At 71.7% G+C, this 21472-nt stretch carries 20 protein-coding genes; 6 read left to right on the top strand and 14 right to left on the bottom strand.

The features are described 5' to 3' along the window. Positions 1 to 9: 9 nt before the first annotated feature. Positions 10 to 2478, bottom strand: a complete 2469-nt coding sequence (gene ligD, locus WME98_RS33905) for a non-homologous end-joining DNA ligase (protein WP_437945827.1) — start codon at positions 2476 to 2478, stop codon at positions 10 to 12. Positions 2479 to 2631: 153 nt separating this feature from the next. Between ligD and WME98_RS33900 the strand changes: the two genes are divergently transcribed. Beyond that, positions 2632 to 3846: an ATP-binding protein gene (locus WME98_RS33900; protein WP_437945826.1), complete on the top strand. Its 1215-nt coding sequence runs from the start codon at positions 2632 to 2634 to the stop codon at positions 3844 to 3846. Positions 3847 to 3862: 16 nt separating this feature from the next. On the opposite strand, the gene WME98_RS33895 is transcribed toward WME98_RS33900, so the two are convergent. Next, a complete protein-coding gene (locus WME98_RS33895) occupies positions 3863 to 4666 on the bottom strand; it encodes an SDR family NAD(P)-dependent oxidoreductase (protein WP_437945825.1) in 804 nt (267 codons plus the stop codon). Beyond that, positions 4636 to 5220 carry a PadR family transcriptional regulator gene (locus WME98_RS33890; protein WP_437945824.1) on the bottom strand — a complete coding sequence of 195 codons (585 nt, stop codon included), beginning with the start codon at positions 5218 to 5220 and terminating at the stop codon, positions 4636 to 4638. Before WME98_RS33890 ends, WME98_RS33895 begins: the two co-directional genes overlap by 31 nt. A 30-nt stretch (positions 5221 to 5250) precedes the next feature. Here WME98_RS33890 and WME98_RS33885 point away from each other — a divergent pair, with 30 nt between their 5' ends. The 3 genes from WME98_RS33885 to WME98_RS33875 all read left to right on the top strand — a co-directional run bounded on the left by WME98_RS33885 (position 5251) and on the right by WME98_RS33875 (position 8021). Beyond that, entirely contained in the window at positions 5251 to 5760 is a 510-nt protein-coding gene (locus tag WME98_RS33885; RefSeq protein WP_437945823.1) for a Smr/MutS family protein, read from the top strand. 55 nt (positions 5761 to 5815) lie between these two features. Beyond that, positions 5816 to 7261, top strand: coding sequence for a sigma 54-interacting transcriptional regulator (locus WME98_RS33880; RefSeq protein WP_437945822.1), 1446 nt, complete (start codon positions 5816 to 5818; stop codon positions 7259 to 7261). Positions 7262 to 7424: 163 nt separating this feature from the next. Beyond that, positions 7425 to 8021, top strand: a complete 597-nt coding sequence (locus WME98_RS33875; protein ID WP_437336869.1) for a hypothetical protein — start codon at positions 7425 to 7427, stop codon at positions 8019 to 8021. A 31-nt stretch (positions 8022 to 8052) separates the two neighbouring features. On the opposite strand, the gene WME98_RS33870 is transcribed toward WME98_RS33875, so the two are convergent. After that, positions 8053 to 8421, bottom strand: a complete 369-nt coding sequence (locus WME98_RS33870; RefSeq protein ID WP_437945821.1) for a hypothetical protein — start codon at positions 8419 to 8421, stop codon at positions 8053 to 8055. Between the two features lie 105 nt (positions 8422 to 8526). After that, complete coding sequence (locus WME98_RS33865) at positions 8527 to 9912, bottom strand: MATE family efflux transporter (protein ID WP_437945820.1); 1386 nt, start codon at positions 9910 to 9912, stop codon at positions 8527 to 8529. 395 nt (positions 9913 to 10307) lie between these two features. On the opposite strand from WME98_RS33865, the gene WME98_RS33860 reads away from it, so the two are divergent. Further along, a complete protein-coding gene (locus WME98_RS33860) occupies positions 10308 to 11798 on the top strand; it encodes a carboxypeptidase regulatory-like domain-containing protein (protein ID WP_437945819.1) in 1491 nt (496 codons plus the stop codon). A 537-nt stretch (positions 11799 to 12335) separates the two neighbouring features. Here the strand turns inward: WME98_RS33860 and WME98_RS33855 are convergent. Continuing rightward, positions 12336 to 12674, bottom strand: coding sequence for a hypothetical protein (locus WME98_RS33855; RefSeq protein ID WP_437945818.1), 339 nt, complete (start codon positions 12672 to 12674; stop codon positions 12336 to 12338). Positions 12675 to 12678: 4 nt separating this feature from the next. On the opposite strand from WME98_RS33855, the gene WME98_RS33850 reads away from it, so the two are divergent. Beyond that, the gene (locus WME98_RS33850; RefSeq protein ID WP_437945817.1) at positions 12679 to 13584 is read left to right on the top strand and encodes a glycoside hydrolase family 5 protein; all 906 of its coding nucleotides are present in this window, start codon (positions 12679 to 12681) and stop codon (positions 13582 to 13584) included. 190 nt (positions 13585 to 13774) lie between these two features. Here WME98_RS33850 and WME98_RS33845 read toward each other — a convergent pair whose 3' ends face one another. The 8 genes from WME98_RS33845 to WME98_RS33810 form a co-directional block, all read right to left on the bottom strand. Beyond that, positions 13775 to 13960, bottom strand: a complete 186-nt coding sequence (locus WME98_RS33845) for a hypothetical protein (protein ID WP_437945816.1) — start codon at positions 13958 to 13960, stop codon at positions 13775 to 13777. A gap of 234 nt (positions 13961 to 14194) precedes the next feature. Beyond that, positions 14195 to 15877 (bottom strand): AMP-binding protein, encoded by a 1683-nt coding sequence (locus WME98_RS33840; RefSeq protein ID WP_437945815.1) that lies wholly within the window; start codon positions 15875 to 15877, stop codon positions 14195 to 14197. Beyond that, complete coding sequence (locus tag WME98_RS33835) at positions 15874 to 16818, bottom strand: SAM-dependent methyltransferase (RefSeq protein ID WP_061625707.1); 945 nt, start codon at positions 16816 to 16818, stop codon at positions 15874 to 15876. Before WME98_RS33835 ends, WME98_RS33840 begins: the two co-directional genes overlap by 4 nt. Then, positions 16815 to 17141, bottom strand: coding sequence for an acyl carrier protein (locus WME98_RS33830; protein ID WP_061625706.1), 327 nt, complete (start codon positions 17139 to 17141; stop codon positions 16815 to 16817). Before WME98_RS33830 ends, WME98_RS33835 begins: the two co-directional genes overlap by 4 nt. 260 nt (positions 17142 to 17401) lie before the next feature. Next, the gene (locus tag WME98_RS33825) at positions 17402 to 18421 is read right to left on the bottom strand and encodes a hypothetical protein (RefSeq protein ID WP_437945814.1); all 1020 of its coding nucleotides are present in this window, start codon (positions 18419 to 18421) and stop codon (positions 17402 to 17404) included. A gap of 111 nt (positions 18422 to 18532) precedes the next feature. After that, positions 18533 to 19579, bottom strand: coding sequence for a polysaccharide deacetylase family protein (locus WME98_RS33820; RefSeq protein WP_061628550.1), 1047 nt, complete (start codon positions 19577 to 19579; stop codon positions 18533 to 18535). Then, positions 19572 to 20420: a class I SAM-dependent methyltransferase gene (locus WME98_RS33815; protein WP_437945813.1), complete on the bottom strand. Its 849-nt coding sequence runs from the start codon at positions 20418 to 20420 to the stop codon at positions 19572 to 19574. The genes WME98_RS33820 and WME98_RS33815 overlap by 8 nt, the downstream gene beginning before the upstream one ends. A gap of 10 nt (positions 20421 to 20430) precedes the next feature. Further along, positions 20431 to 21195, bottom strand: coding sequence for a class I SAM-dependent methyltransferase (locus WME98_RS33810; protein ID WP_437945812.1), 765 nt, complete (start codon positions 21193 to 21195; stop codon positions 20431 to 20433). Positions 21196 to 21472 lie beyond the last annotated feature (277 nt).

Here is a 21472-nt window from a genome sequence, read left to right as displayed (position 1 = left end):
CCCGCCTGCCTACGCCGGCATCCGCAGCGCGCGCCGCATCGCGGCCGTGATCTTCTGTCGGACCTCCCCGTAGCCGGCCCACGGGTCCTCCCGCAACGACGCCAGGCGCTCGGGCAGGCTCCTGAGCGTGAATCGGTCCGAGCGCATCTCGGGGCCGAGCTCATCCCAGGAGAGCGGCGCCGACACCGGCGCCCCCGGCCGGGCGCGCGTCGAGTACGCGGCCACCGACGTCGCGCCCCTCGTGTTGCGCAGGTAGTCGATGAAGATCTTCCCCTTCCGCTGCGCCTTCGACACCGCGATCGTGTACCCCTTCGGATCGCGCCGCGCGATGTCCCCCGCCAGCGCCTTCGTGAAGGCGAGGCACTCGTCCCACCCGCTCGAAGGCGTGAGCGGCACCACGATGTGGAACCCCTTCCCGCCCGTCGTCTTCACGAAGCTCTCGAGGCCGAGCTCGGCGAGGCGCTCCCTGAGCAGGAGGGCGGCCGCGATGACGCGCTCCCAGGCCACCGAGGGATCCGGGTCGAGGTCGAACACCACCCGATCCGGCTTCTCCAGCCGCGATGTCGTCGAGTTCCACGTGTGGATCTCCAGGATCCCCATCTGCGCGAGCGACACCAGGGCTTCGGCCGAGTCCGCGACGAGGTACTCGCCCGCCTTCGTCTTCTCCTGGATCGTCACGCGCCGGAGCGCGGACGGCCCCCACACCTTCGCGTGCTTCATGAAGACGCACTCGCTCTCCGCGCCCTCCGGACAGCGCACCAGCGTGAGCGGCCTGCCCTTCACCTGCGGCACCATCCGGCCGGCGACCGACTCGTAGTAAAGCGCGAGCTCGCGCTTCGTGATCCCCTGCGACGGGTACAGCACCCGGTCCGGGTGCGACAGGCGCACCCCCGCGACCGAGGCGCCGTCGCCGTCCTCCGCGTCCCGTGCCTCCCGCGAGCGCGCCCCGGCGCTCTTCCTGGGCGCCGCGCGCTTGTTCGTGCCCCGCGCCGCGCGCCCGCTCGCCCCCGGCGTCGCGCGCCCGCTCGCCTCGGGCGCCGCGCGCTTGTTCGCGCCCCGCGCCGCGCGCCCGCTCGCCCCCGGCGTCGCGCGCTCGCTCGCCTTGGGCGCCGCCGCCTTCCCCTTCTTCCCCTTCTTCCCCTTCTCCCCGGCCGGCGCGCTGCTGCACGACACGCGGACCCAGCCCGGACCGCGGCCGGGCACGTAGGGCGCGTCGACCCGCTTGGACACGATCCCCTTCAGCGACAGCTGGCACCCCTTCTGGACGACCTCCTCCCACGACCCCTCGACGTGATCGGCGTAGCGCAGGGCGCCCCCGCCCTTGCTCGCGTCGCGGAGCAGCCGCTCCAGCGCCCGCTTCCGCGCCGAGAGGGGCGACGCCATGAGATCGTGGCCCTCCAGGTACAGGAGATCGAAGACGAAGTAGACGACCTCGCCCTCCCGGGGCGCGGCCTTGGCGCTGGACGGCGGCGGGGCCGTGGTGCCGTCGCGCCGGAGCACCGCCACCTCGCCGTCGAGCAGCGCGTTCGTCAACCCGAGCCCCGCGATCGCCGCGGCGATCTGCTCGAAACGGCCCTTCTGCTCCTTCCCCTTCTCGTCCACGAGCCGCACGCGCCCGTCCTCGACCCAGGCCATGATCCGGCGGCCGTCGACCTGGATCTCGTGCAGCCACCCCTCGCCCTCCGGCGCCCCCCTCGGCTTGCCCTTCGCCTTGCTCGCCGCGAGCCGCTCGGGCAGCTGCGGCCGCACCTTCTGCGGCATCGCCGCCTCGCGCGCGCCCTCCACCCGCCCCGCGACGCGCGCCCAGCCGCCGTCGCCCCGCGCCCGCCGCCCGCCGCCCGCCGCCTTCTTGTTCTTGGTCTCCTTCTCGGCCCGGTTCGAGTGCCACACCCGATCCTTGGCCGCGGCGATCTCCTCGAGCTGCCGCCCGCTCGCCACGCTCTCGGGCCGGGCGTCCACGACGCTGTACTCCTTCGTCGCGCGCGCCTCCGCGTCGTCCTCCTTGATGAGCAGCCAGCTCCTCCCCTCGTCGTCGTCCCGCCCGCGGGTCTTCACGAGGGTGAAGCCGCCGCGGAGCTTCTCGCCCCGCAGGAGGAACTTCAGCTTTCCGGCGTGATATCCCTTGTGCGGGTTCTCGAGCGGCACCCACGTGCCCCGGTCCCACAGGAGCACTGTCCCACCCCCGTACTGCCCTCGCGGGATGATGCCCTCGAAGTCGCCGTACTCGAGCGGGTGATCCTCGGTGTGCATGGCGAGCCGCTTGACCTCGGGGTCGAGGCTCGGCCCCTTCGGCACCGACCAGCTCTTGAGGACGCCCTCGAGCTCGAGGCGGAAATCGTAATGCAGGTGCGAGGCGGCGTGCTTCTGGATGAGGAAGGCCCGCTCCTCGCCCTCGGCGGGCGCGGCCGTGGCCTCTTGTCCCCGCGGCTCGGGTGTGATGGAGAAGTCGCGTTTGCGCCAGTACTCGCGCAGTCCCATGCGCTAGGGTTAGCAGAGGCCTGCACCCGCTGCAGCCGAGCTGCTGAGGACGCCGGGGGCTCCGGCCGCACCTCGGGACACGCATTCGAGCGGTCGACGGAGAAAACAAGGAGCATGTCCGGAATGGAACCCCCTTCGAAGGAGGGTAGGTTGATGGCGACCCTCGGGCGACTGCTCGAGCTCCCCGCGGCCGACCTCCGGCAATCGCTGAACCAGGCGAGTGAGCTCCTCGGGAGCGCGCTCGACGCCGAAAAGATCGACATCTTCCTCTTCGATCCCAGCAGGAAGACGCTGTGCGCCGCCGGGACGAGCAACACGCCGATGGGCCGGCTGCAGCAGTCGCTCGGCCTCGATGTCCAGGCGGTGGCCAACGGCGGCTCGATTGTCCAGGTCTTCACGACCGGCGATCCCTACATCACCGGGCACGCGGACCAGACGCCCGGCGAGCTCCCGGGCGTGGTCCACGATCTCGGGGTCCGGTCGCACATCGCGGTCCCGCTCGTCGTCGAGGGCGAGCGGCGAGGGGTCGTCTCCGCGCAGTCCGCCCGGCCGGAGTTCTTCACCGAGGAAGATCTCCGCTTCCTGAGCGCGGTGTCGCACTGGATCGGCGCCCTGACGCACCGGGCGGAGCTGGTCGAGCAGGTCACCACGGCCGCCGTCGCGCAGGGCCGGCGCCAGGCCGCCGAGGAGCTGATCACGGTCGTGGCGCACGATCTGCGGAACCACCTCGGCCCGCTCATGAACCGCATCGATCTGCTCCACCGGCGCGCGGAGATCGCCCGCCGGGAAGACGACCTGCGCGACCTCGACCGGGCGAGCGACGCGGTCGATCGGCTCGGCCAGCTCGTCTCCGACCTGCTGGACGTCGGGCGCCTCGAGCAGGGGCTGTTCGAGATCGCGCCGGCGCCCGTGGATCTGGTGGCGCTGGCGCAGGACACCGCCAGGGCGCTCGGCTCCCCGAGCGTCGAGGTCCGCGTCGAGGGCCCGCCGGAGCTCGCCGTCGTGGCCGACAAGGCGCGCATCCGGCAGGCGCTGGACAACCTCGTCAGCAACGCGATCAAGCACTCGCCCCGGGGGAAGTGGGTCCTCATCAAGCTCAGCAGCGATCTGCGCGAGGGAAAGGAGCGCGCCCACATCGATGTGGTCGACCACGGCTCCGGCGTGCCGCCGGAGCTCCTCCCGCGGATCTTCGACCGCTTCGTCACCGGCGGGAAGACGCCGGGGATCGGCCTCGGGCTCTACCTGGTCAGCCGGATCGCCGCCTCCCACGGGGCCACGTTGACCGTGAACTCTCCCGCCGGCGAAGGCGCGACGTTCCGGCTAAGCTTGCCCGTGAGCGGACCGCCGGATCACGCGCGAGGAGCGTGACCGGCCCTGCGCTGGCCTAGGCGGCCGCGCGGCGCATGGCGGCGCTCTTCGCCCCGGCGCGCAGCCCGATGTCCTTCATGATGCGCGCCGCGAGGCCCGGCGCGATCCGCTGGAGCACGAGCAGGCTGCGGTTGGACGCGCCCGCGAGGAAGCTGCGCCGGTCCCGGCGGAGCGTCTCGACGAGCTGCTCGGCCACCCACTCGGGCGCGAAGATCTGCGGCCCTTCCAGCGGCCAGTCGTCGCCGGCGGCGGTGCTCGTGTGCGGGGGCGCGAACACGGTCACCCGGACGCCGCGCCCCTCGAGCTCGCCGCGCAGCGACCCGGAGAACGCGACGACCGCGGCCTTCGCCGCGGAGTACGCCGCCGCGGCCGGCATGGGCACCCACGCCACCGTCGAGGCGATGTTCACGACCGTGCCCGAGCCCTGCGCCAGCATCGCCGGCAGGACCGCCCGCGTGACGCGCTCCATCCCGAACACGTGCACGTCGAACATCGCGCGCGTGAACGCCCCGTCCGTCGACTCCCAGAGCGACATCTTGCCGCCGTTGCCGGCGTTGTTGATGACGACATCGATCCGGCCGAGCCGCTCCAGGATCGACGCCACCGCCGCCCCGACCGACGCGTCGGAGGTGACATCCATCTCGACGGCCACGGCGCTCCCCCCCTCGCGCGCGATGCGGTCGGCCTCCGCCGACAGCCTGGCCGCCGACCGCGCGGCCAGGACCACGCGCGCGCCCTCGCGGGCGAGCGCCCTCGCGCTCGCGAGCCCGATGCCCGAGGAAGCGCCCGTCACCACGATGACTTTGCCTTTCGGTTCCATCTCCTCTGTCCTCCTCCCTCTGCCGAGAGCTCGCCGCGGGCGCGCTCGATCCACCGGAGCTCCGTGTCGCACCACGCGAGCCCGTGCTCGATGCTCAGCCGCCACAGGTCGCGCTCGCGCGAGGATCGCGCGAGCGCGAAGATCCGCGGGTCCCCCAGCCTCCCCTCGTAATCGCCCTTCGTCGCCTCGAGCTCCCGGGCGTACCTCGCCAGGAGGTCGTCGAGCTTCTTCGGCGGCACCTGCGCCGCGAACACCAGCTTGAGCAAGAGCGGGTGCCGCAGCACCAGCGGCTCGAGCGGCTCCTCGAGCCACGCCTTGAGCGCCGCTCGGCCGGGCTCCGTGAGCGAGTACACCTTCCGGTCGGGCTTGCCGTCCCCGGGCATCGTCGTGACCTCGACGAGCCCCTCGCGCTCCATCGCGTGCAGCTCCCGGTAAATCTGGCTCTGGGTCACGGACCAGAACGAGCGCACCGACCCGTCGAACCGCTGCTTCAGCGTGTAGCCGCTCGTCGGCTCGAGCGAGAGGAAGCCCAGGAGGGCGCCGCGGAGTGACATGGCACACTCAACATAAGCCACGAGTGTCATATGTGCAATGTGATTTATGGACGCCCGGGCCGCTCTGGCGCGCCCGCGCGCCGCCCGGTGGCGCCCGGTGGCGGCCGCCGCGGGCTCGGCTACACCGCGCGGGTGCTCCGCCGACTCCTCGCCTGGCTCGGTCGCGCGCCCGCGCCCCGGGCGCCCGCGTCCCCCGACCTCGACGGCGTCGCCGGCCCGCCCGAGCCGCCCGAGCCCGAGCCGCCCGGCCCCGACGACGTCGTGGTCATGCCGATCGAGGACGCGATCGACCTGCACACGTTCGCCCCGCGCGACGTCGCCTCGGTCGTCGAGGAGTACCTCCACGAGGCGCAGCGGCGCGGCTTCCGCGAGGTGCGGGTCATCCACGGCCGCGGCAAGGGCGTGCAGCGCCGCGTCGTGCGGGGCGTCCTCGCGCGCCACCCCGCGGTCGAGGGCTTCCGCGACGCGCCGGCCTCGCGCGGCGGGTGGGGCGCGACCGTCGTGTGGCTCAAGCCCGCGGGCAGCGACGCCGCGCCGTGAGCCGCCCGCAAGGCCACCTGGAACGGCCAGAGGCTCCCGCGTTAAGATGGCGCGCATGTCGCGTCCCCCCGCCACGCCCGACGACCCGAGCCCGACCAGCATCGCGGCCGCCACCGAGCCCCGCATGAAGGCCGAGGTGCTCGCGGTGCCCCGCCTCGAGCTCTGCGTCGAGCGCGAGGCGGGCAAGCCCGCGAGCCGGACGATGGTGCTCGACGGCGACTTCATCCGCATCGGCTCCCACCAGAGCAACGATCTCGTCCTCGCCGATCGCGCCGTCTCGCGCTTCCACTGCATCCTCGAGCGCGTGAAATCGACGTACCGGCTGACGGACGTCGGCTCGCTCAACGGGACGACCATCGCCGGCGTCCGCGTGCGGGACGCCGACGCCCTGCTGCCCGAGTGTCGCATCGAGCTCGGCGAGTCGGTCGTGCGCATCCGCGACGCCGCCGCCGTCGCCGAAACCGAGCTCGCGCGCGCCGTCAGCTTCGGCGCGCTCCAGGGCGTGTCGGTCCCGATGCGGCGCCTCTTCCCCGTCCTCGATCGCGTGGCGAAGAGCGCGCCCGACGTGCTCATCGAGGGCGAGAACGGCACGGGCAAGGAGGTCATCGCCACCGAGCTCGTCCAGCGCGGCGCCCGCGCCCACAAGCCGCTCGTCATCGTCGACTGCGGCGCCATCTCGCCGAGCCTCATCGAGAGCGAGCTGTTCGGCCACGTGCGCGGCTCCTTCACGGGCGCCTCGCGCGACCGCGCGGGCGCCTTCGAGGAGGCCGACGGCGGCACCGTCTTCCTCGACGAGATCGGCGAGCTGCCGCTGGAGATGCAGCCCAAGCTGCTCCGCGCCCTCGCCTCGCGCGAGGTGCGCAGGCTCGGCGAGAGCCGGGTGCGCAAGGTCGATATCCGGGTGATCGCCGCCACGAACCGGCGCCTCGAGCGCGAGGTGAACAGCGGCCGGTTCCGCGAGGACCTCTATTACCGCCTCTCGGTGCTCACCGTGCGCGTCCCGCCGCTCCGGGAGCGCAAAGAGGACATCGGCCTCCTCGTCCACTGCTTTCTGAACGAGCTCGGCGCCGTCGACAAGGTGCACCTCTTCCCGCCCGACGTCATCGAGGACATGAAGCGCTACGACTGGCCCGGCAACGTGCGAGAGCTGAGGAACTACGTCGAGCGCCGCGTGGTGCTCGGCGAGGGCGCCTCCATGGGGGCGGCGGCGCCGTCGGAGCACAGCTCCGCGCCCCCGGGCTCCGGGCCGCCGGGCTCCGGGTCCCAGAGCGCCGCGCCGCCGGGCGGCGCGCACGACCTGCCCGCCGCGAACATCGAGATGCCCTTCAAGGAGGCGAAGGAGGCCATCATCGACAGGTTCGAGCGGGACTACCTCGCCGCCCTGCTCGAGTGGTCGAACGGCAACGTGAGCCGCGCCGCGCGCAAGGCGGGGCTCGACCGGATGTACCTCCACCGCCTCCTCCAGCGCCACGGGCTGCGCCGCGCCGCCGCCCTCGACTGAGCGGCGCCGCGCCCGGGGCCGTGCGCGGCCGCGCGCGATCTTGCGCCCGCCCTTGCGATAGGAGAGGGCGCCGCCGCCTCGCCCATGTCACAGTCGCGGCGCAATGGCGCGACCCGTCCGTGTGCGCAACCTCGCAAAATCCCTAAACATTTCTGAAACAGAGATGCTCGTCTGGCTCGCGGAGAACGCGCCCGCGGCGGAAGTCCGTCACCCGGCGGACTTCCTCCCCGCGGAGATCGCGGAGCGCGCGCAGGAGGCGCTCGCCCGATCGCCGGAGCCCGCGCCGGCGCAGGAGCCGGTCGAGCGCCGCTGCGCCGACTGCATGAGGCTCCCCGCGAAGGCGGGGGTCCGCGCGGTGGAGATCGGGACCGACGCAGTTTGCGACATGTGCGGCAGCTCTGCGAACAAGCGGGCGGCGCTCGCGATGATCGAGGCGTTCCGCACGCGGGGGCTCCGGCGGCTGCTCGTGGTCGGCGGGGGGCCGGGCACGGCCGAGGACCTGCGCCGGCTGCTCGCGGGCGAGGTCGACATCCGCATCGTGGACGGCGAAGGCCACCGCAACGCGGCGAAGGCCGACGCCGATCTCCGCTGGGCCGACGTTGTCGCGGTCTGGAGCTCGACCATCCTCTCGCACAAGGTCTCGAAGCTCTACACCGATCGGCGAGACGCGTTTGGCGGCAAGCTCGTCACCGTGCCGAGGCGCGGCGTGGCCGCGCTCTGCATGGCGGTGACCGAGAAGGTGGGCTTTACGACAGGTTAGTCGCGTTTTCCTTCCTTATCGCCGACGCCCGCTATCCCGCGCCAGCTTCGCCGGTCGCGCCCTCGTCGGGCCAGCTGCTCTTGTGCTCGGCGCTCGACTCCGGATTCAGCGGCTTGCTCCCGTCGAACACGCCGGGGATCGCCTCGTTGCTCGACCCGCCCCCGCGCGGCGTATCCACGGGCCCCGCCGAGGCGTCGTCCTCCTCGACGTCCTGGTCGCGGGCCGCCTGCTCCCGCGCGTCCGGGGCGCCCTTGCGCCCCTCGGGCGCCGCCGGCGCTCCCTTCTGCCCCGCTGCGCTCGGGTCGCCCACGGTCCCCTCCGAGAGGCCGCCGTAGCCGGGCGGGCTCGCAGCGGGGCTCTGGGGCGCTCGCCCGTTCATCGTGCGCTCGTCTTGAGCCATGGTGTATCTCCTTTGCGACGAGGTGCAGCAATGGACATGCCACCTTCGGCGCGGAGACGGGCGCGGCGTGGGCGGAGAGGGGGCGCGGCGTGGATCGACCGGCGCTCACGCCGGGCGGCTGTTGAGCCGCATGCGGCGGAGGGTGCGCCGCGCGTGGGGCACCCAGCCACGGAAGTGCCAGCGCGCGGACATGGCGAGCCCGCGGACCCACTCGTCGGCGGCGTAGGCCACCCAGACGCCGGCGAGCCCCCAGCCGAGGCGGACGCCGAGCAGCCACGAGAGTCCGACGGCCACGGCGAACATCGAGAAGACGCCGAACCCGACCGGAAAGCGGGCGTCGCCGGCGGCGCGCAGGCCGTTGATCACAACCAGGTTGAGCGTGCGGCCCGGCTCGACAAGGAGGGTGAGCCAGAGCAGCTTGGAGCCGGTGGCGATCACCTCCGGATCGCTCGTGAACAGGCCGAGCAGGCGGGGGCCGAGCAGCGCGGTGGCGAGCACCAGGGTGACGCACACGCCGAACCCGACCGCCAGGCCGCCGCGCACCTGGCGATCGGCGCCGTGCAGCTCGCCCGCGCCGATGTGGTGCCCGACCACGATCTCGGTCCCGAAGCCGATCGCCATGCCGAACAGGAGCAGGAAGTGCACGATCTGCATCGTGTACGTATGCGTGGTGAGCGCCGTCTGCCCCATGTCGGCGACCATGGCGAGGATCATCATGAAGCTGATGCGATAGACCACGTTCTCGCCCGCCCCCGGCAGGCCGATGTGCAGCACCTCGCGGAGCTGCTCGCGGCGAATGCGCCAGAAGTCCTCGAAGGTCGGGCGGATGCCGAGGCGCGCGATCCACAGCTGCCGGTGCATCCAGAAGGAGCACGCGCGCGCGATCACCGCGGCGATCGCGAGCCCGTTCATGCCGAGCCCCGGCCACGCGCCGACACCGAACATGAGGGGCAGGCTGAGCGAGAGCTGCACGACGTACATGACGATGATGAGGCGCAGCGTGTCGCGGCCGTACGTGTGGGCGCGCAGCACCGAGCCCATCGAGAAATTCAGCGCGTCGAAGGCCAGCATCACGCCGACCGCCATCAGGTAAGGCTGCGCGATCGGGAACAGGGACGGCGGCAGGCGCATCAGCTCGAGCAGGGGCCTCGCGCCGACCGCGATGACCGCGCAGCTGGCGAGGCCGAGCCACATGCTGGCCGCGAGCGACGCCCGCGCGACCCGCTCCGCGGCGGCGCGGTCGCGCGCGCCGAGGCACTGAGTGACCACCACGCTCGCGCCGACGCTGACGAAGCGAAAGGTGATCATGAAGGTCAACATGATCTGGTTGGAGAGCCCGTACGCCGCGGCGGCCTCGTCGGACAGGCGGCTGACCAGCCATACGCCGAACACCCCGACGAGCATGTGCAAGAGGTGCTCGCTGAAGATGGGCCAGGTGATCTCGAGCAGGCGGGGGCGAGGAAGAGACGGAGCAGGAATGACCGATTGCAAGGCGCCGCATCCTACTCTGCCGGGCTGCCTCTCGCCATGTCGGAACACGGCTGGGCGAGCGCCGGCCGCCGCGCTGTCGCGCTGCCGCCGAGGGGCGGTCGCCGCGCGATCGCGCGGCGCTGTGGTCCGCGCGAAGGCGGCTGGGTCCGCTGTCGCCTGTCTCCTCACGGTCCGCTCGGGTCGCACCGGCCGAGAGCGGCGCCGGAGGCGCGGGGCGCTGCCGCCGCGCTCTCGCGGCGACGTAAGCGTGAGAGGGCGAGATCGAGGGGAGACGGCGAGGCGTGTCGCCGCTCGCCTTCTTGCAGGGTAATCCCTTCCCGGCTCCCCCTCGCCTCGATTACCCTCGGAATGAGCGGAGCTGGGCGCCCTCGCCCCGCCGCGCCCGGAGGGTTCGAATGGTGAAGCTGCATGACATCGCCGGATGGCTCCTGGCCGCGGCGGCCGTGGCGCCGGCCGTGACGGCCGGGTGCGCTTGCGGCGATCCGAGCGGGGCGAGCGCCTCCGGCGCCAGCGCGGGCGGCGGCGGCGGCGGCGGCGCGGACCAGGGCGCGGGGAGCGGCCTCGGGGGCGACCCGTTCCCGGCCGGGAGCGGCGTATCCATCGTCGGGAGCGGCGGGTGCGAGGGGCTCGAGTGCCAGAAGATCGCCTGTCCGGGCGGCGGCAAGACCACGGTGAGCGGCACCGTGTATGCGCCCGCGGGCGAGCTCCCGCTCTACAACGTCATCGTGTACGTCCCGAACAGGGAGCTTGATCCGATCGCCGACGGGGCGAGCTGCGAGCCGTGCAACGTGACGCTCTCCGGGGACCCCATCGCGCTCGCGCTGACGGACACGGAGGGGCGGTTCGTGCTGGAGGACGTGCCGGTCGGCGAGGACATCCCGCTCGTCGTCCAGCTCGGCAAATGGCGGCGCCGGATCACGCTGCCGAAGGTCGAGGCGTGCGTCGACAACCCCACCGTCGACGGGGAGGTCCGGCTGCCGCGCAACACGTCGGAGGGCCATCTCCCGAAGATCGCGCTGACGACCGGCGGCGCGGACGTGCTGGAGTGCCTGCTCTACAAGATGGGTATCGACGCGTCGGAGTTCACGCCGGAGACGGGCGACGGGCGGGTGAACCTGTTCGCCGGGCGGGCCATCGAGGGGGACAGCGCGACGAGCCGGTACCGCGACGGGCTGAACGGCGGGGCGGCCTTCTCCCCTGCGCGGGAGTTCTGGGGGTCGCTCGACAACCTGCAGCAATACGACATGGTGATCCTGTCGTGCGAGGGGTCGGCGTTCCTGGCCGACAAGCCCGAGGCGGCGCTGCGGGCGATGTTCGACTACGCGTCGGCGGGAGGTCGCGTGTTCGCGTCGCACTGGCACAACACCTGGCTGCGGCTCGGGCCGGAGCGGTTCCCCGAGACGGCGGACTGGGACGAGGGCAGCGACCCGGACGACGGGCTCCCTGTGATGGTGGACACCACGTTCCCGAAGGGCGCGGCGCTCCGGGACTGGCTCGTCCGCGTGGGGGCGTCGACCGTGCCGGGGCAGATCGAGATCGACGATCCGCAGCACTGGGTCGACTCGGTGAACGAGGAGATCGCGACGCGGTGGCTCTACAACGACGCCGACCCGGCCTTCGACGCGCGGGCGGGGGTCAAGTACTTCACGTTCAACACGCCGATCGGCTCCCCGGAAGAGCAGCAATGCGGCCGGTTCGTGTACACGGACATCCACGTGGCGGCGACCGACGTGGCCGGGGCGCCGTTCCCGAGCGGGTGCGAGGACCGCGACGGGGAGATCCATGAGCTGACGGCGCAGGAGAAGGCGCTGCTCTTCATGCTGTTCGACCTGTCGGCGTGCGTCACGCCGGACGACGAGCCGCCGCCGGTGCCTGTCCCGAGGTGACCCGAGGTGACGGAGCGCTCGCCGTCGTGGCGAGGTGCTCAGTGGCCAACGTGGGCACCGGTCGGCGGGTGGACCAGGACGATACAGAGGGCCACGACAGGCGCGCTCGAGGCTTGACATCCCGGGCGCGTTCGTCATCGCTTTCACGAGCGCGATTGACGCTATGCGCATGGATGGGCGGTTGACCAGGGTGGTCGCCGGACCACCGACGAGAGCGCGGTAGCCTGCGCAGATCCTCGAGGGAAAAGCGAGGGAAAGACGGCTCGCGCAGGCCACGGACGCACGGCGACACCGCCCGATTCGCGGGTCCAGCGGACTGGCATGCGTCTTGCGGAAATTTTTAGTTGCTTGCACACCACGGCTCGGGCACATCGACGCCCGTGATGGCCCCGCCTCACACCTCCCCGGTGGCTGACGGCCGCTCGCCCACGAGCGCTTCGCCCGGCAGCATGGTATCATGGCCTACATGCCAAGGCTTAGTTTTCTCTATTAACTTTTACCGCGTAGAGGGCTTGCCATCGGCGCTGAGCTGCCCTTTTAATGCCGCGCCATACGGTTACTTCCCTTGGAGGACATGATGAAGAGCGTTTCATTTCGCGGTGTGCTTGGCAGGTCGAAGTGGTCATTCGGCCTCGCGGCGGTCGCCCTGCAAGCAGCCGTGCTGATCGGCTGCGGCGACGCGTCGACGGATGATGGCGTGGGCGGCGCCGGCGGCGCCGGCGGCGGCGGCGGGGGGACGACGACGGGGACCACGTCGACCTCGGCCAGCTCGACGACCTCGGTCAGCTCGACGACCTCGGTCAGCTCGACGACCTCGGTCAGCTCCACCACGACGGGGCCCGGGACGACCTCGTCGTCGACGACGAGCACGGGCACCGGGATGGTGCCAACGGACGGAACGCCGGTCGAGCGCCACGGCGTGCTCCGGGTCAAGGACGGCAACATCGTCGGTGAGCACGGGGCCCCGGTCCAGCTCAAAGGCATGAGCCTGTTCTGGAGCCAGTGGAGCAACTACTACAACGGGAACGTCGTCAACTCGATCGCCGACAACTGGAAGGCGACCGTCGTCCGCGCGGCGATGGGCATCGAGAACGAAGGCGGCTACCTCGAAGACGCGGGCGGCCAGAAGGCCAAGGCGAAGGCCATCGCCGACGCGGCGATCGGGAAGGGCATCTACGTGATCCTCGACTGGCACGATCACAACGCGAACAACCACCTCGATCAGGCGAGGAGCTACTTCCGCGAGGTGGCGCAGACCTATAAGAACGTGCCCAACGTGATCTTCGAGGTCTTCAACGAGCCGCTCAACACGCACAACTGGCAGACCGTGAAGTCGTACGCCGAGGCGGTGATCGGCGAGATCCGCGGCCAGGGCGCGAACAACCTCATCATCGTCGGCTCGCCGAACTGGTCGCAGGACGCGGACATCGCCGCGGACAACCGCATCAACGACCCCAACGTGGCGTACACGCTGCACTTCTACGCCGCGACGCACAAGAACGCGCTGCGCGAGAAGGCCCAGCGCGCGATGGACAAGGGCCTGGCGCTGTTCGTGACCGAGTGGGGGACGTGTGACGCCAGCGGCGACGGCGCGCTCGATCTCGGCGAGTCGGGGACCTGGCTCAACTTCCTCGACGCGCACAACATCAGCTGGGCCAACTGGTCGCTGGGCGACAAGGCCGAGGCGTGCTCCGCGCTGAAGCCCAGGGCGAACACCATGGGCAACTGGACCGACAACGACCTCACCGAGTCGGGCAAGTGGGTGAAGGCGAAGATCGCGGAGTGATCCGCGGCCCCGGGCGCTCGCCCCGGGGTCATTCGCTGGTTCGCGCCGTGCAATGGTTCAATGACAATGGAAGCGGCCAAGAGCGCTGCAGCGCGGACGAGGCTCACCAGGAGACGGCGCGCATCGCTTTGCCCTGACCCTCAGCGAGCGGGGAGCGCGCGCCCGCCGAGCGCGCGTCTCCCCGCATCGCTCACGCGCGCTTCGGCGCCTTCTCCGAGGACAGGGGCCGCCCCGCACAGAAAGGGCACTGGTCGTCCGAGCTCCAGTCGTCGTCCTCGAGGCCGAGCGCCCGGAGCTGCTCGAGCTCCCACGCGCGCGCCTCGGGCGAAAGCGGGGCAGGACAGGTCGAGGCGTGTTCTGTCGGGCGACGCAACATGGACGGTCCCGTTCGGTTGGGCTCCGGAGAGCGGCTCCGGGATCTATCGCGCGCAGCGCTGCAGCGCCCGCGAAATCGGCCGCATCGCGACGAGTTTGTCCATCGTTGAGGCGAACGGAAAAGACCTCTGGAGGACGGTTGAGCGGCAAACCGGCAGTTCGACCTGAACCCACAGATGCGCGCTATGGGCGCACCCCGACTCCCACGGTAGGCCCCCACGGGGGCCGGCGCCCTTCAGCGAGGCCCCCCAGCGCGCAGCCGCTCGGCGACCTCGCGGCGCCGCAGCTTGCCGCTCGTCGTCTTGGGCAGCTCGCCCGGCGGGAGCAGGACGACCTGGTCGACCGTGACCCCGTTCGCCCGCAGCGCCTCGCGCACGCGCTCCGTGAGGCCGGCGTGCTCGGAGGCCTCGGCGCGCGTCTCGGCGACCACGTAGACGGCCTCGGTCTGCCGCTCCTCGAGGAAGAGCCCCACCGCGACCACGCACCCGGCCCGGATGCCGTCGACCCGGGACGCGATCTCCTCGATCACCGCGGGGATCATCGTGTGACCGCCCTTGATGATCACCTCCTTCTTCCTGCCGGTGACGAACAGCGTCCCGCGATCGAGGAACCCGAGATCCCCCGTGCGCAGCCAGCCGTCGACGAGCGCCTCGGCGGTCGCCTCGGGCTCGTCGAAATACCCCTCCATCACGGTCTCCGAGCGCACCTCGATCTCCCCCACGGTGCGCTCCGGGACGGGGCTGCGCCCGGCGTCCACGACGCGGATCTCCGTGCGCGGGATCGGCCTGCCGACGCCGACGAGCTCCAGCGACAGCGGCCCCGGCGCGGCCTCCTCGACGCGGCCCTCGCGCTCGAGCAGGCCGCGATCCACCGTGAGCACGCGCGGCTCGGCGAGCAGATCGGGGAAGGTCACGGCGACCGTCGCCTCGGCGAGCCCGTAGACCGGGAAGAACGCCTCGAGGCGGAAGCCGCACGGCGCGAACGCCTCGGCGAAGCGGCGGAGCAAGGCGGGGGCGATCGGCTCGGCGCCGACCATCGCGCACCGCCACGCGCCGAGATCGAGGCCCGCCTCGACGGCGCGGCGGGCGAGCCCGACGCAGATGGCGTAGGCGCTCGGCGGCCCGAGCGAGATGGCGCCCTGGATGCGCGACATCTCCGCGAGCCACGAGAACGGCCGCGTCCGGAACTCGAGCGGCGAGAGCATGTGCACGGGGAAGTCGTTGAAGAGCGGGAAGAGCAGCCCGCCGACGAGCCCCATGTCGTGGTGGAGCGGCAGCCACGACACGCCCCCCGCGCCCTCGCCGCGCACCGGGAGCCGCTGGCTCATCGCGTCGAGGTGCAGCATGAGCCGCTCGTGCGGGATGACCACGCCGCGCGGGTGCCCGGTGCTGCCGCTCGTGAGCTGGATGAGCGCGGGGCCGGGCGCGCGGTCCGGATCGGGCAGCGAGGCGTCGAGCGGCGCGTCGAGCAGCGGCTCGGCGGCGAGCTGCGTGAGGCCGTCCGCGCCGCCCTCGCCCTGCGCGAAGCCGAGCAGCGCCGACGAGACCACGAGCGCGCGGGCGCCGACCCGGGCGGCCGTCCGCCGGAGCTCGCCGAGGAACGCCGCCACGTCGGTGAGCCGGTACGGCACCCCGACCTGGATCGGCACCGCGCCGAGCACCCAGACGCCGAAGAGGCACGGCACCGCCACCTCGACGTCCGTCACGAGCATGAGCACGCGGTCGCCCGGGCGCACGCCCGCCGCGAGCAGCCCCGACGCCGCCGCGCGCGCGCGGCGCCAGTACTCCGCCCACGTCCAGCCGACGAACTCGCCTTGCTGCTTGTGGTAGAAGCCGAACCGATCCGGCGTGGCCTCGGCGCGCGCCCGGAGCAGGCCCGCGACCGTCCGCGCGGCGACTCCACCATTCACGGCGCTCACGGCGCGCGCCCCGGCTCGGGAGAGGGCGCGACGCCGAGGCGCTCGCGGCCGCCGCCCTTCGTCGCCACGATCATGTACTCGAGCGCGGTGCGGCGCGCGAACGAGAGCCGGCCCACGGTCATGTACGTCTGGAGCAGCCGCGAGAAGCCGGGCGCGCGCGCGTCGATCCGGGCGCGGTTCGCGCGCACGTTGTCGATCCACCGGGCGACCGTGTGCACGTACGAGCTCGTGAGATCCTCGACGCGCCGGACATCGAGGCCGGCCTGCTCGATCATCCCGAGCTCCTCGGCGAGCGAGATCAGGCGGCAGTAGCCGAGCGCCTGGACGAAGATGTACTGCGTGGCGGAGCTCTCCCGGTCGCCGCGGGCGCGCGCCGGGAAATAGCAGTCGGAGATGAGCAGCCTGCCGCCCGGGCGCAGCGCGGCGGCGATCTTCTGGTGGATCCGCTCGCGGTTGTGCATGTGCACGATGCTGCCCACGAAGAGCACCGCGTCGAGCGACTCGGGCTCGAGGTCGACGTCCTCGATATGGGCGAGGTCGATGCGGACCCGCGAGGCGACGCCGGCCCGGTCGGCGCGGCGGAGCGCCTCCTGCCGCTGCTTGTCGCTCAGCGTGACGCCCCGGAAGCTCCCGCCGGTGCGCTCGGCGAGATAGATGAGGTTCGAGCCCCAGCCGCACCCCACGTCGAGGACGCGCTCGCCGGGGTGGATATCGAGCTCGCGGCGGACCCAGTCGTACTTGCGCTCCTGCGCCGCCTCGAGGCTCTCCCCGGGATCGAGGAAGATGCCCGTCGCATAGGCGAGGCGGCTGTCGAGGACCATGGAGAAGATCTCCGGGTCGTTCTGGTAATGGGCGGCGACCTCCCGCCGCTCGTGCTCCCGCTGCTCCTCGGGCGTCCGGCCGGCGGCCTCGCGCTCGGCGCGCGTGCGCGGGGAGATCACGACGCCCCTCCCCGGCCGCCCCGCGCCGCGAGCTGCGCCTCGACGAAGGCGATCACGTCGCCCACCGTGGTGATCTGCGCCTGATCCGGCGCCGCGAAATCGGGCGCCACGATCTGGAATCGCTCTTCCAATGCGACGTTGACCTCGATGAGCGCCAGCGAATCCACGCCGAGGCCGCTCTCGAGCGACAGATCGGGAGTCACGGCATCGACGCTCATCCCACATCGCTCTGCAATGATGGTGCGGACCTCGCGGGCGATCTCCGGATCTCCCCCGCTCGCCGCCTGCGGCTGCTTCTCCAGCGCCGCCTCGCTCTTCTTCATCGCGCTCTCCAGTCCAGGGTTGGGCGCGCGCGACCTTCGATGCGCCGGCGCGAGTGGACTTCCATGCCAGCGCCGGTCACGGCCGGACTGGGCCGTACCATGATCGTCATTCGCCGTCCATGCCCGGACGAGCGCGCTCGCCCGCTGGGGCGGCGCGCTGGCTGCGTGGCGGCGCGGCGGCGCGCCAACGCCAGCGCGCGGCGGGCGTGGCGCGCGCCTGTGACGCCGGCGGCCGCGCCCGCGGCTCCGGCGCGAGCGGCTCAATCGCCGAAATCGCCGAAGTCGCCGAGATCGCCGCCGCCGTCGTCGAGCCCGCCGCCGTCATCGCCCCACGGATCGCCGTCGTCCGGCCCGTCACCCTCGTCGCCCGCGCCCTCGTCGCCCGCGCCGTCGTCGCCGCGATCGGCGTCGCTCAAGAGATCGGGATTCGCCGCGGCCTCCTGCGCGGTGCCGAGCGGCATGCCCGCCGGGCTCACGAAGAGCACGTGGGGAGGCGAGAGCATGTGCATGAACGAGGAGATGAGCATCACGTCCAGCACCATGCTGAGCGGGCTCGGAGGGTAATAGACCATGAACGGGTCGTAGCCCGGGTGCGTGGGGCTCGCCGGCTGCGGCCCGGCGGCCGCGCCGTCGCCCGAGGGCGCGTGTACGACGCGCGCCTCGGCGTGGCGCTGCTCCACGCGCGCCTCCGGCATCGCCGCCTTGAGGGCGCCCTCGAGCCGCCCGACGAACGACTCGAACTGCAGCCGCGCCGTCTCGAACAGCGCCGGGTCCTTCGCGAGGGGCTCGACGCGGCGGCGGTAGTCCTCCGCGCCCTCGCCGGCGCGCGGCTCGAGATCGCGCAGGCGCCCGCCGACGGACACGATCCCCGCCGGCTCGTCCTCGGCGTGCTCGGTGCGGGCGCGCGCCTCGATCACGAGGTGCAGCCCCGCCTCCTCGTGCTCGGCGGCGAACTTGAGCTCGGTGAAGCCGCGCCCGAACACGGACGAATGCTCGGACAGCGCGAGGACGAGATCGGGGAGGTCGTCCGGCTTGCCGTCGGTGTCCTGGAAGATGACGGTGTCGTCGATGACCAGCGAGAGCGCGTTGCCGACCCCGAGCTGGACGAGCGCCCGCCGCACCTGATCGACCACGGCGGTCGCCTCCAGCTCGACGCGCATGCGATCGGTGTCGAGGTCCAGCTTGGCGCCGAAGCCGCGCTTCAGCTTCTCCCAGAGCGTGGGGTCGCGCTGGATGATGCTGCCCTTGAGCGAAACGTGGATCTGTCCGATGAGCCGCATGCGCGCTCCTTAGCACCGGAGCGCCGCCGGAGGGCGGCCGACGCGGGCGCGGCGCCGAGGCGCCGGCCGGGCGCGCTTCGCCGGGGCGCCCCTCGGCGCTCGCGGGCGGGGCTAGCCGAACGTGAGCCGCTGCGCGACGCGCTTGTACGCCTGCTCGACGACGCGGCGCGCGTGGTGGATGGCATTGGAGTGAGGGAACTGCAGCGACGGCGGCTCGCTCTCGTCGGCCTCCGGCGACGCGTCCGCGAGCCGGCGCGCGAGGGCGCCCACGGTGTCGACCTCGAAATCCCTCGAGTTCTCCTTGAGGAAGCGGCAGAGCCCGCGGAGCCGCTCCACGTTGAGCCGGTTCGGGTAGCCGCGGCGCGCCTCCGCCGAGTCGAGGAAGTAGAACTCGAACGAGTGCGTCACCAGCGTGACCTCCTTGACCCCGAGGGCGCGGTAGCGGAGGAGGCAATGCTTGATCTCGTCGAGCGTCACCGCCGTGATCTGGAGGTGCCTGAAGCGCTTCGTCGGCTCGATGAAGTTCGTGACCGGCAGCTCGTACACCCCCTTCTCGGGCGTCTCGAAGAGGCCGAGCCGCGCGCCGGGATACTGCATCTTGCAGTTCTTGTTGAAGTAGCAGGGGTTGTAGTTGCTGCTCAGCACGAGCCCCGCCAGCTTCATCGCCCGCCAGGTGTCGTTGTTCGCGCCGAAGTTGCCGGCGCGGTAGCCGAGCAGCTCGCTCGCCGGGACGCCCGCGCGCACGAGCAGGTCGCGCCCCTCGAGGAGCAGCCGCGCCTGCTCCTCGACCGGGTAGTCGGCGATGTCGTCCGAGACGCGGGCCTCGCCCCGCGTGTGCCAGTCCGCGCGCCGCTGCACCGGGTGCACGTGCAGCTGCACGTCGTGGCCCCGGCTGTGAAGCGCCTGGCACACGTTCGTGAGGCCGTCCATCCCGAAGCTGTACGAGCCGATCGCCTCGACGAAGAACGTCCCCCGCTGACCGTGCGCCTCGAGCTCGCGCATGATGAGCTCGATGCCGAGCGGCTCGCGCTGGTTGACGAAGCGGCCCCAGATGCGGAGGTCGTAGCCCATCGCGGGAGATTTGCTGTCGCCCGTGATGCGCTCTTCGGCGCACTCCACGTCCACGGTAATGTATACCCGCGTCCTGCCGTCAGCCATCGCCTGCTCCTCCCTCACCGCGCTTCTGAAGAACCATCGTGATCGTCGGGGCAACGAAGCCCACGTGCATCCCCAGCGGACCGAGCAGCCGGTTCGCCACGGAGAAGGCGAGGAGCCGCGGCCCGGACATGCCCATCTTGGCCTTCAAATCGACGATCAGCCGGCCCCGATCCTGCTGCGAGATGTCCGCATAATCGCCGAACCCGCGCCGGAGCTGCCAGGGAAATACGCTGTAGACCGACGGGCCCGGAAACAAGGGGTGCAGCGGGCGAGGCACGTAGTTCATCAGCGGGCGGCGGCTGTGGAGCTCGACCGGCCAGAGGCGGTTGCTCGTGCCCAGGATCACGATGAACCCCCACGGCCCGAGCACCCGGTCGATCTCGCGCTGGACGGCCGGCAGGCGCTCGGGCGGGATGTACTCGAGCACGCTGTTGCAGGAGACGAGCTCGAACTCCCCGTCCGCGAACGGAAGCGAGGTCGTGTCGGGGACGTGAAGGACGCGCACCTTGTCGGACATCCCATGGCGCTCGACGTTCAGCTGGGTCAGCTCGACGTACGTGGGGTCGACGTCGATCGCCGTCACGTCGGCGCCCAGCGACGCGAGGACGATCGACGTCCCGCCCAGGTGGCAGCCGAACTCGAGCACCTTCTTGCCCCGGACCGACGTGAAGAGGTCGTCGTAGGCGTGGCGGCTGTGCCGCCACTCCCAGGCGACATAGCCCCCCACGAAGACGTCGTCCGGATCCCAGCCGTGGCGCTGGGCGCACTCGCGGAAGCGGCGGTCGGCGTCTGCGTCCCGGACAGCTGGCGGCGCGTTGACGTTCGGGCTGGGATCGCTCATCGGGAAAGGCTCAAGCGTCAGGCGTACCCCCCGTCTGCGTGGGCGCCCTGTAGATGGCGAACAGGTAGGGGGAAAACCAGGGGTTCGTCTCGCCAGGGACCACCCGGCTGGCGATCGCCCGGAGCGGCGCGACGAGCTTCCAGACGACACGCCGCGCCAAGAGCGGCGCCTCGTCGTCCAGCCAGAAATCGAAGTGGCCGCCCGTGTAACGGGCCTGGACGATCTCGGCGCCGTTGCGGCGGGCGGCGGCCTCGAGGAACGGCAGGTTCATGATGCGGGTGTTGTGGCCGTTCAGGTTCTTGCGGTCGAACAGCCAGTGGAGCGCCTTCTGCCCGCCGGCGAAGTTCGGCATGGCCACGACCACGGTGCCTCCCGGCTTCACCAGCTCGAAGTGCCGATCCACCACCGATCCCGCGTCGTCGAAGTGCTCGATGAACCCGAAGGAAGCTACAATATCGAATTTTTCCTCGGGCTTCCAGGAGAAGAAGTCCCCCTTCTCGATCTTGCCGACCTTGACGCCGCGCTTCGTGAGCTCCTGCTCGACGACGGCCGGGTCGCAGGCGAAGTCGAGGCCGTGGGCGGTGTAGCCGAGGCGCCCGCTGAAGTCGGCGAGGATGCGGCCCGGCGCACACCCGATCTCGAGGAACGACAAACCCTCTCCGCGCGGCAGGAAGGGAGCGATGTCGTCGTAGAGCTCGCACCCGCCGCCCATGTCCTCGGCGGCGGCGTTGAGCTTCCAATGGTTCTCCCAGTACTCCTGTGACGTGAGCTTCAACGTCGCCTCCTCGTTGCCGTGACGGAGGGGGCGGCTCCACGGAGAGCCTCCCCGGAGGATCGCATTCGACCCGCCACACCGCGGCTGGTCGCGCTGGTCGAGTTGGTCGAGTTGGTCGAGTTGGTCGAGTTGGTCGAATGCGATCCGCGTGCCATCCAGCGCCACGAATCCTAGAAGACGGGAAGGCCCACACGCAAGCCGGCCCTCCGGCTTCGCCCTGCGCCTCCGGCCATCGGGCGCGCGGGCCGGCGTCGCGGCGCGCGGGGCGCCGAGGCGT

The organism is Sorangium sp. So ce296 (assembly GCF_051529605.1).
Classification (GTDB): Bacteria; Myxococcota_A; Polyangia; order Polyangiales; family Polyangiaceae; genus Sorangium; species Sorangium cellulosum_D.
Note: the sequence above shows the minus strand (reverse complement) of the source record. Positions and strands in the feature narration are given on the sequence as shown.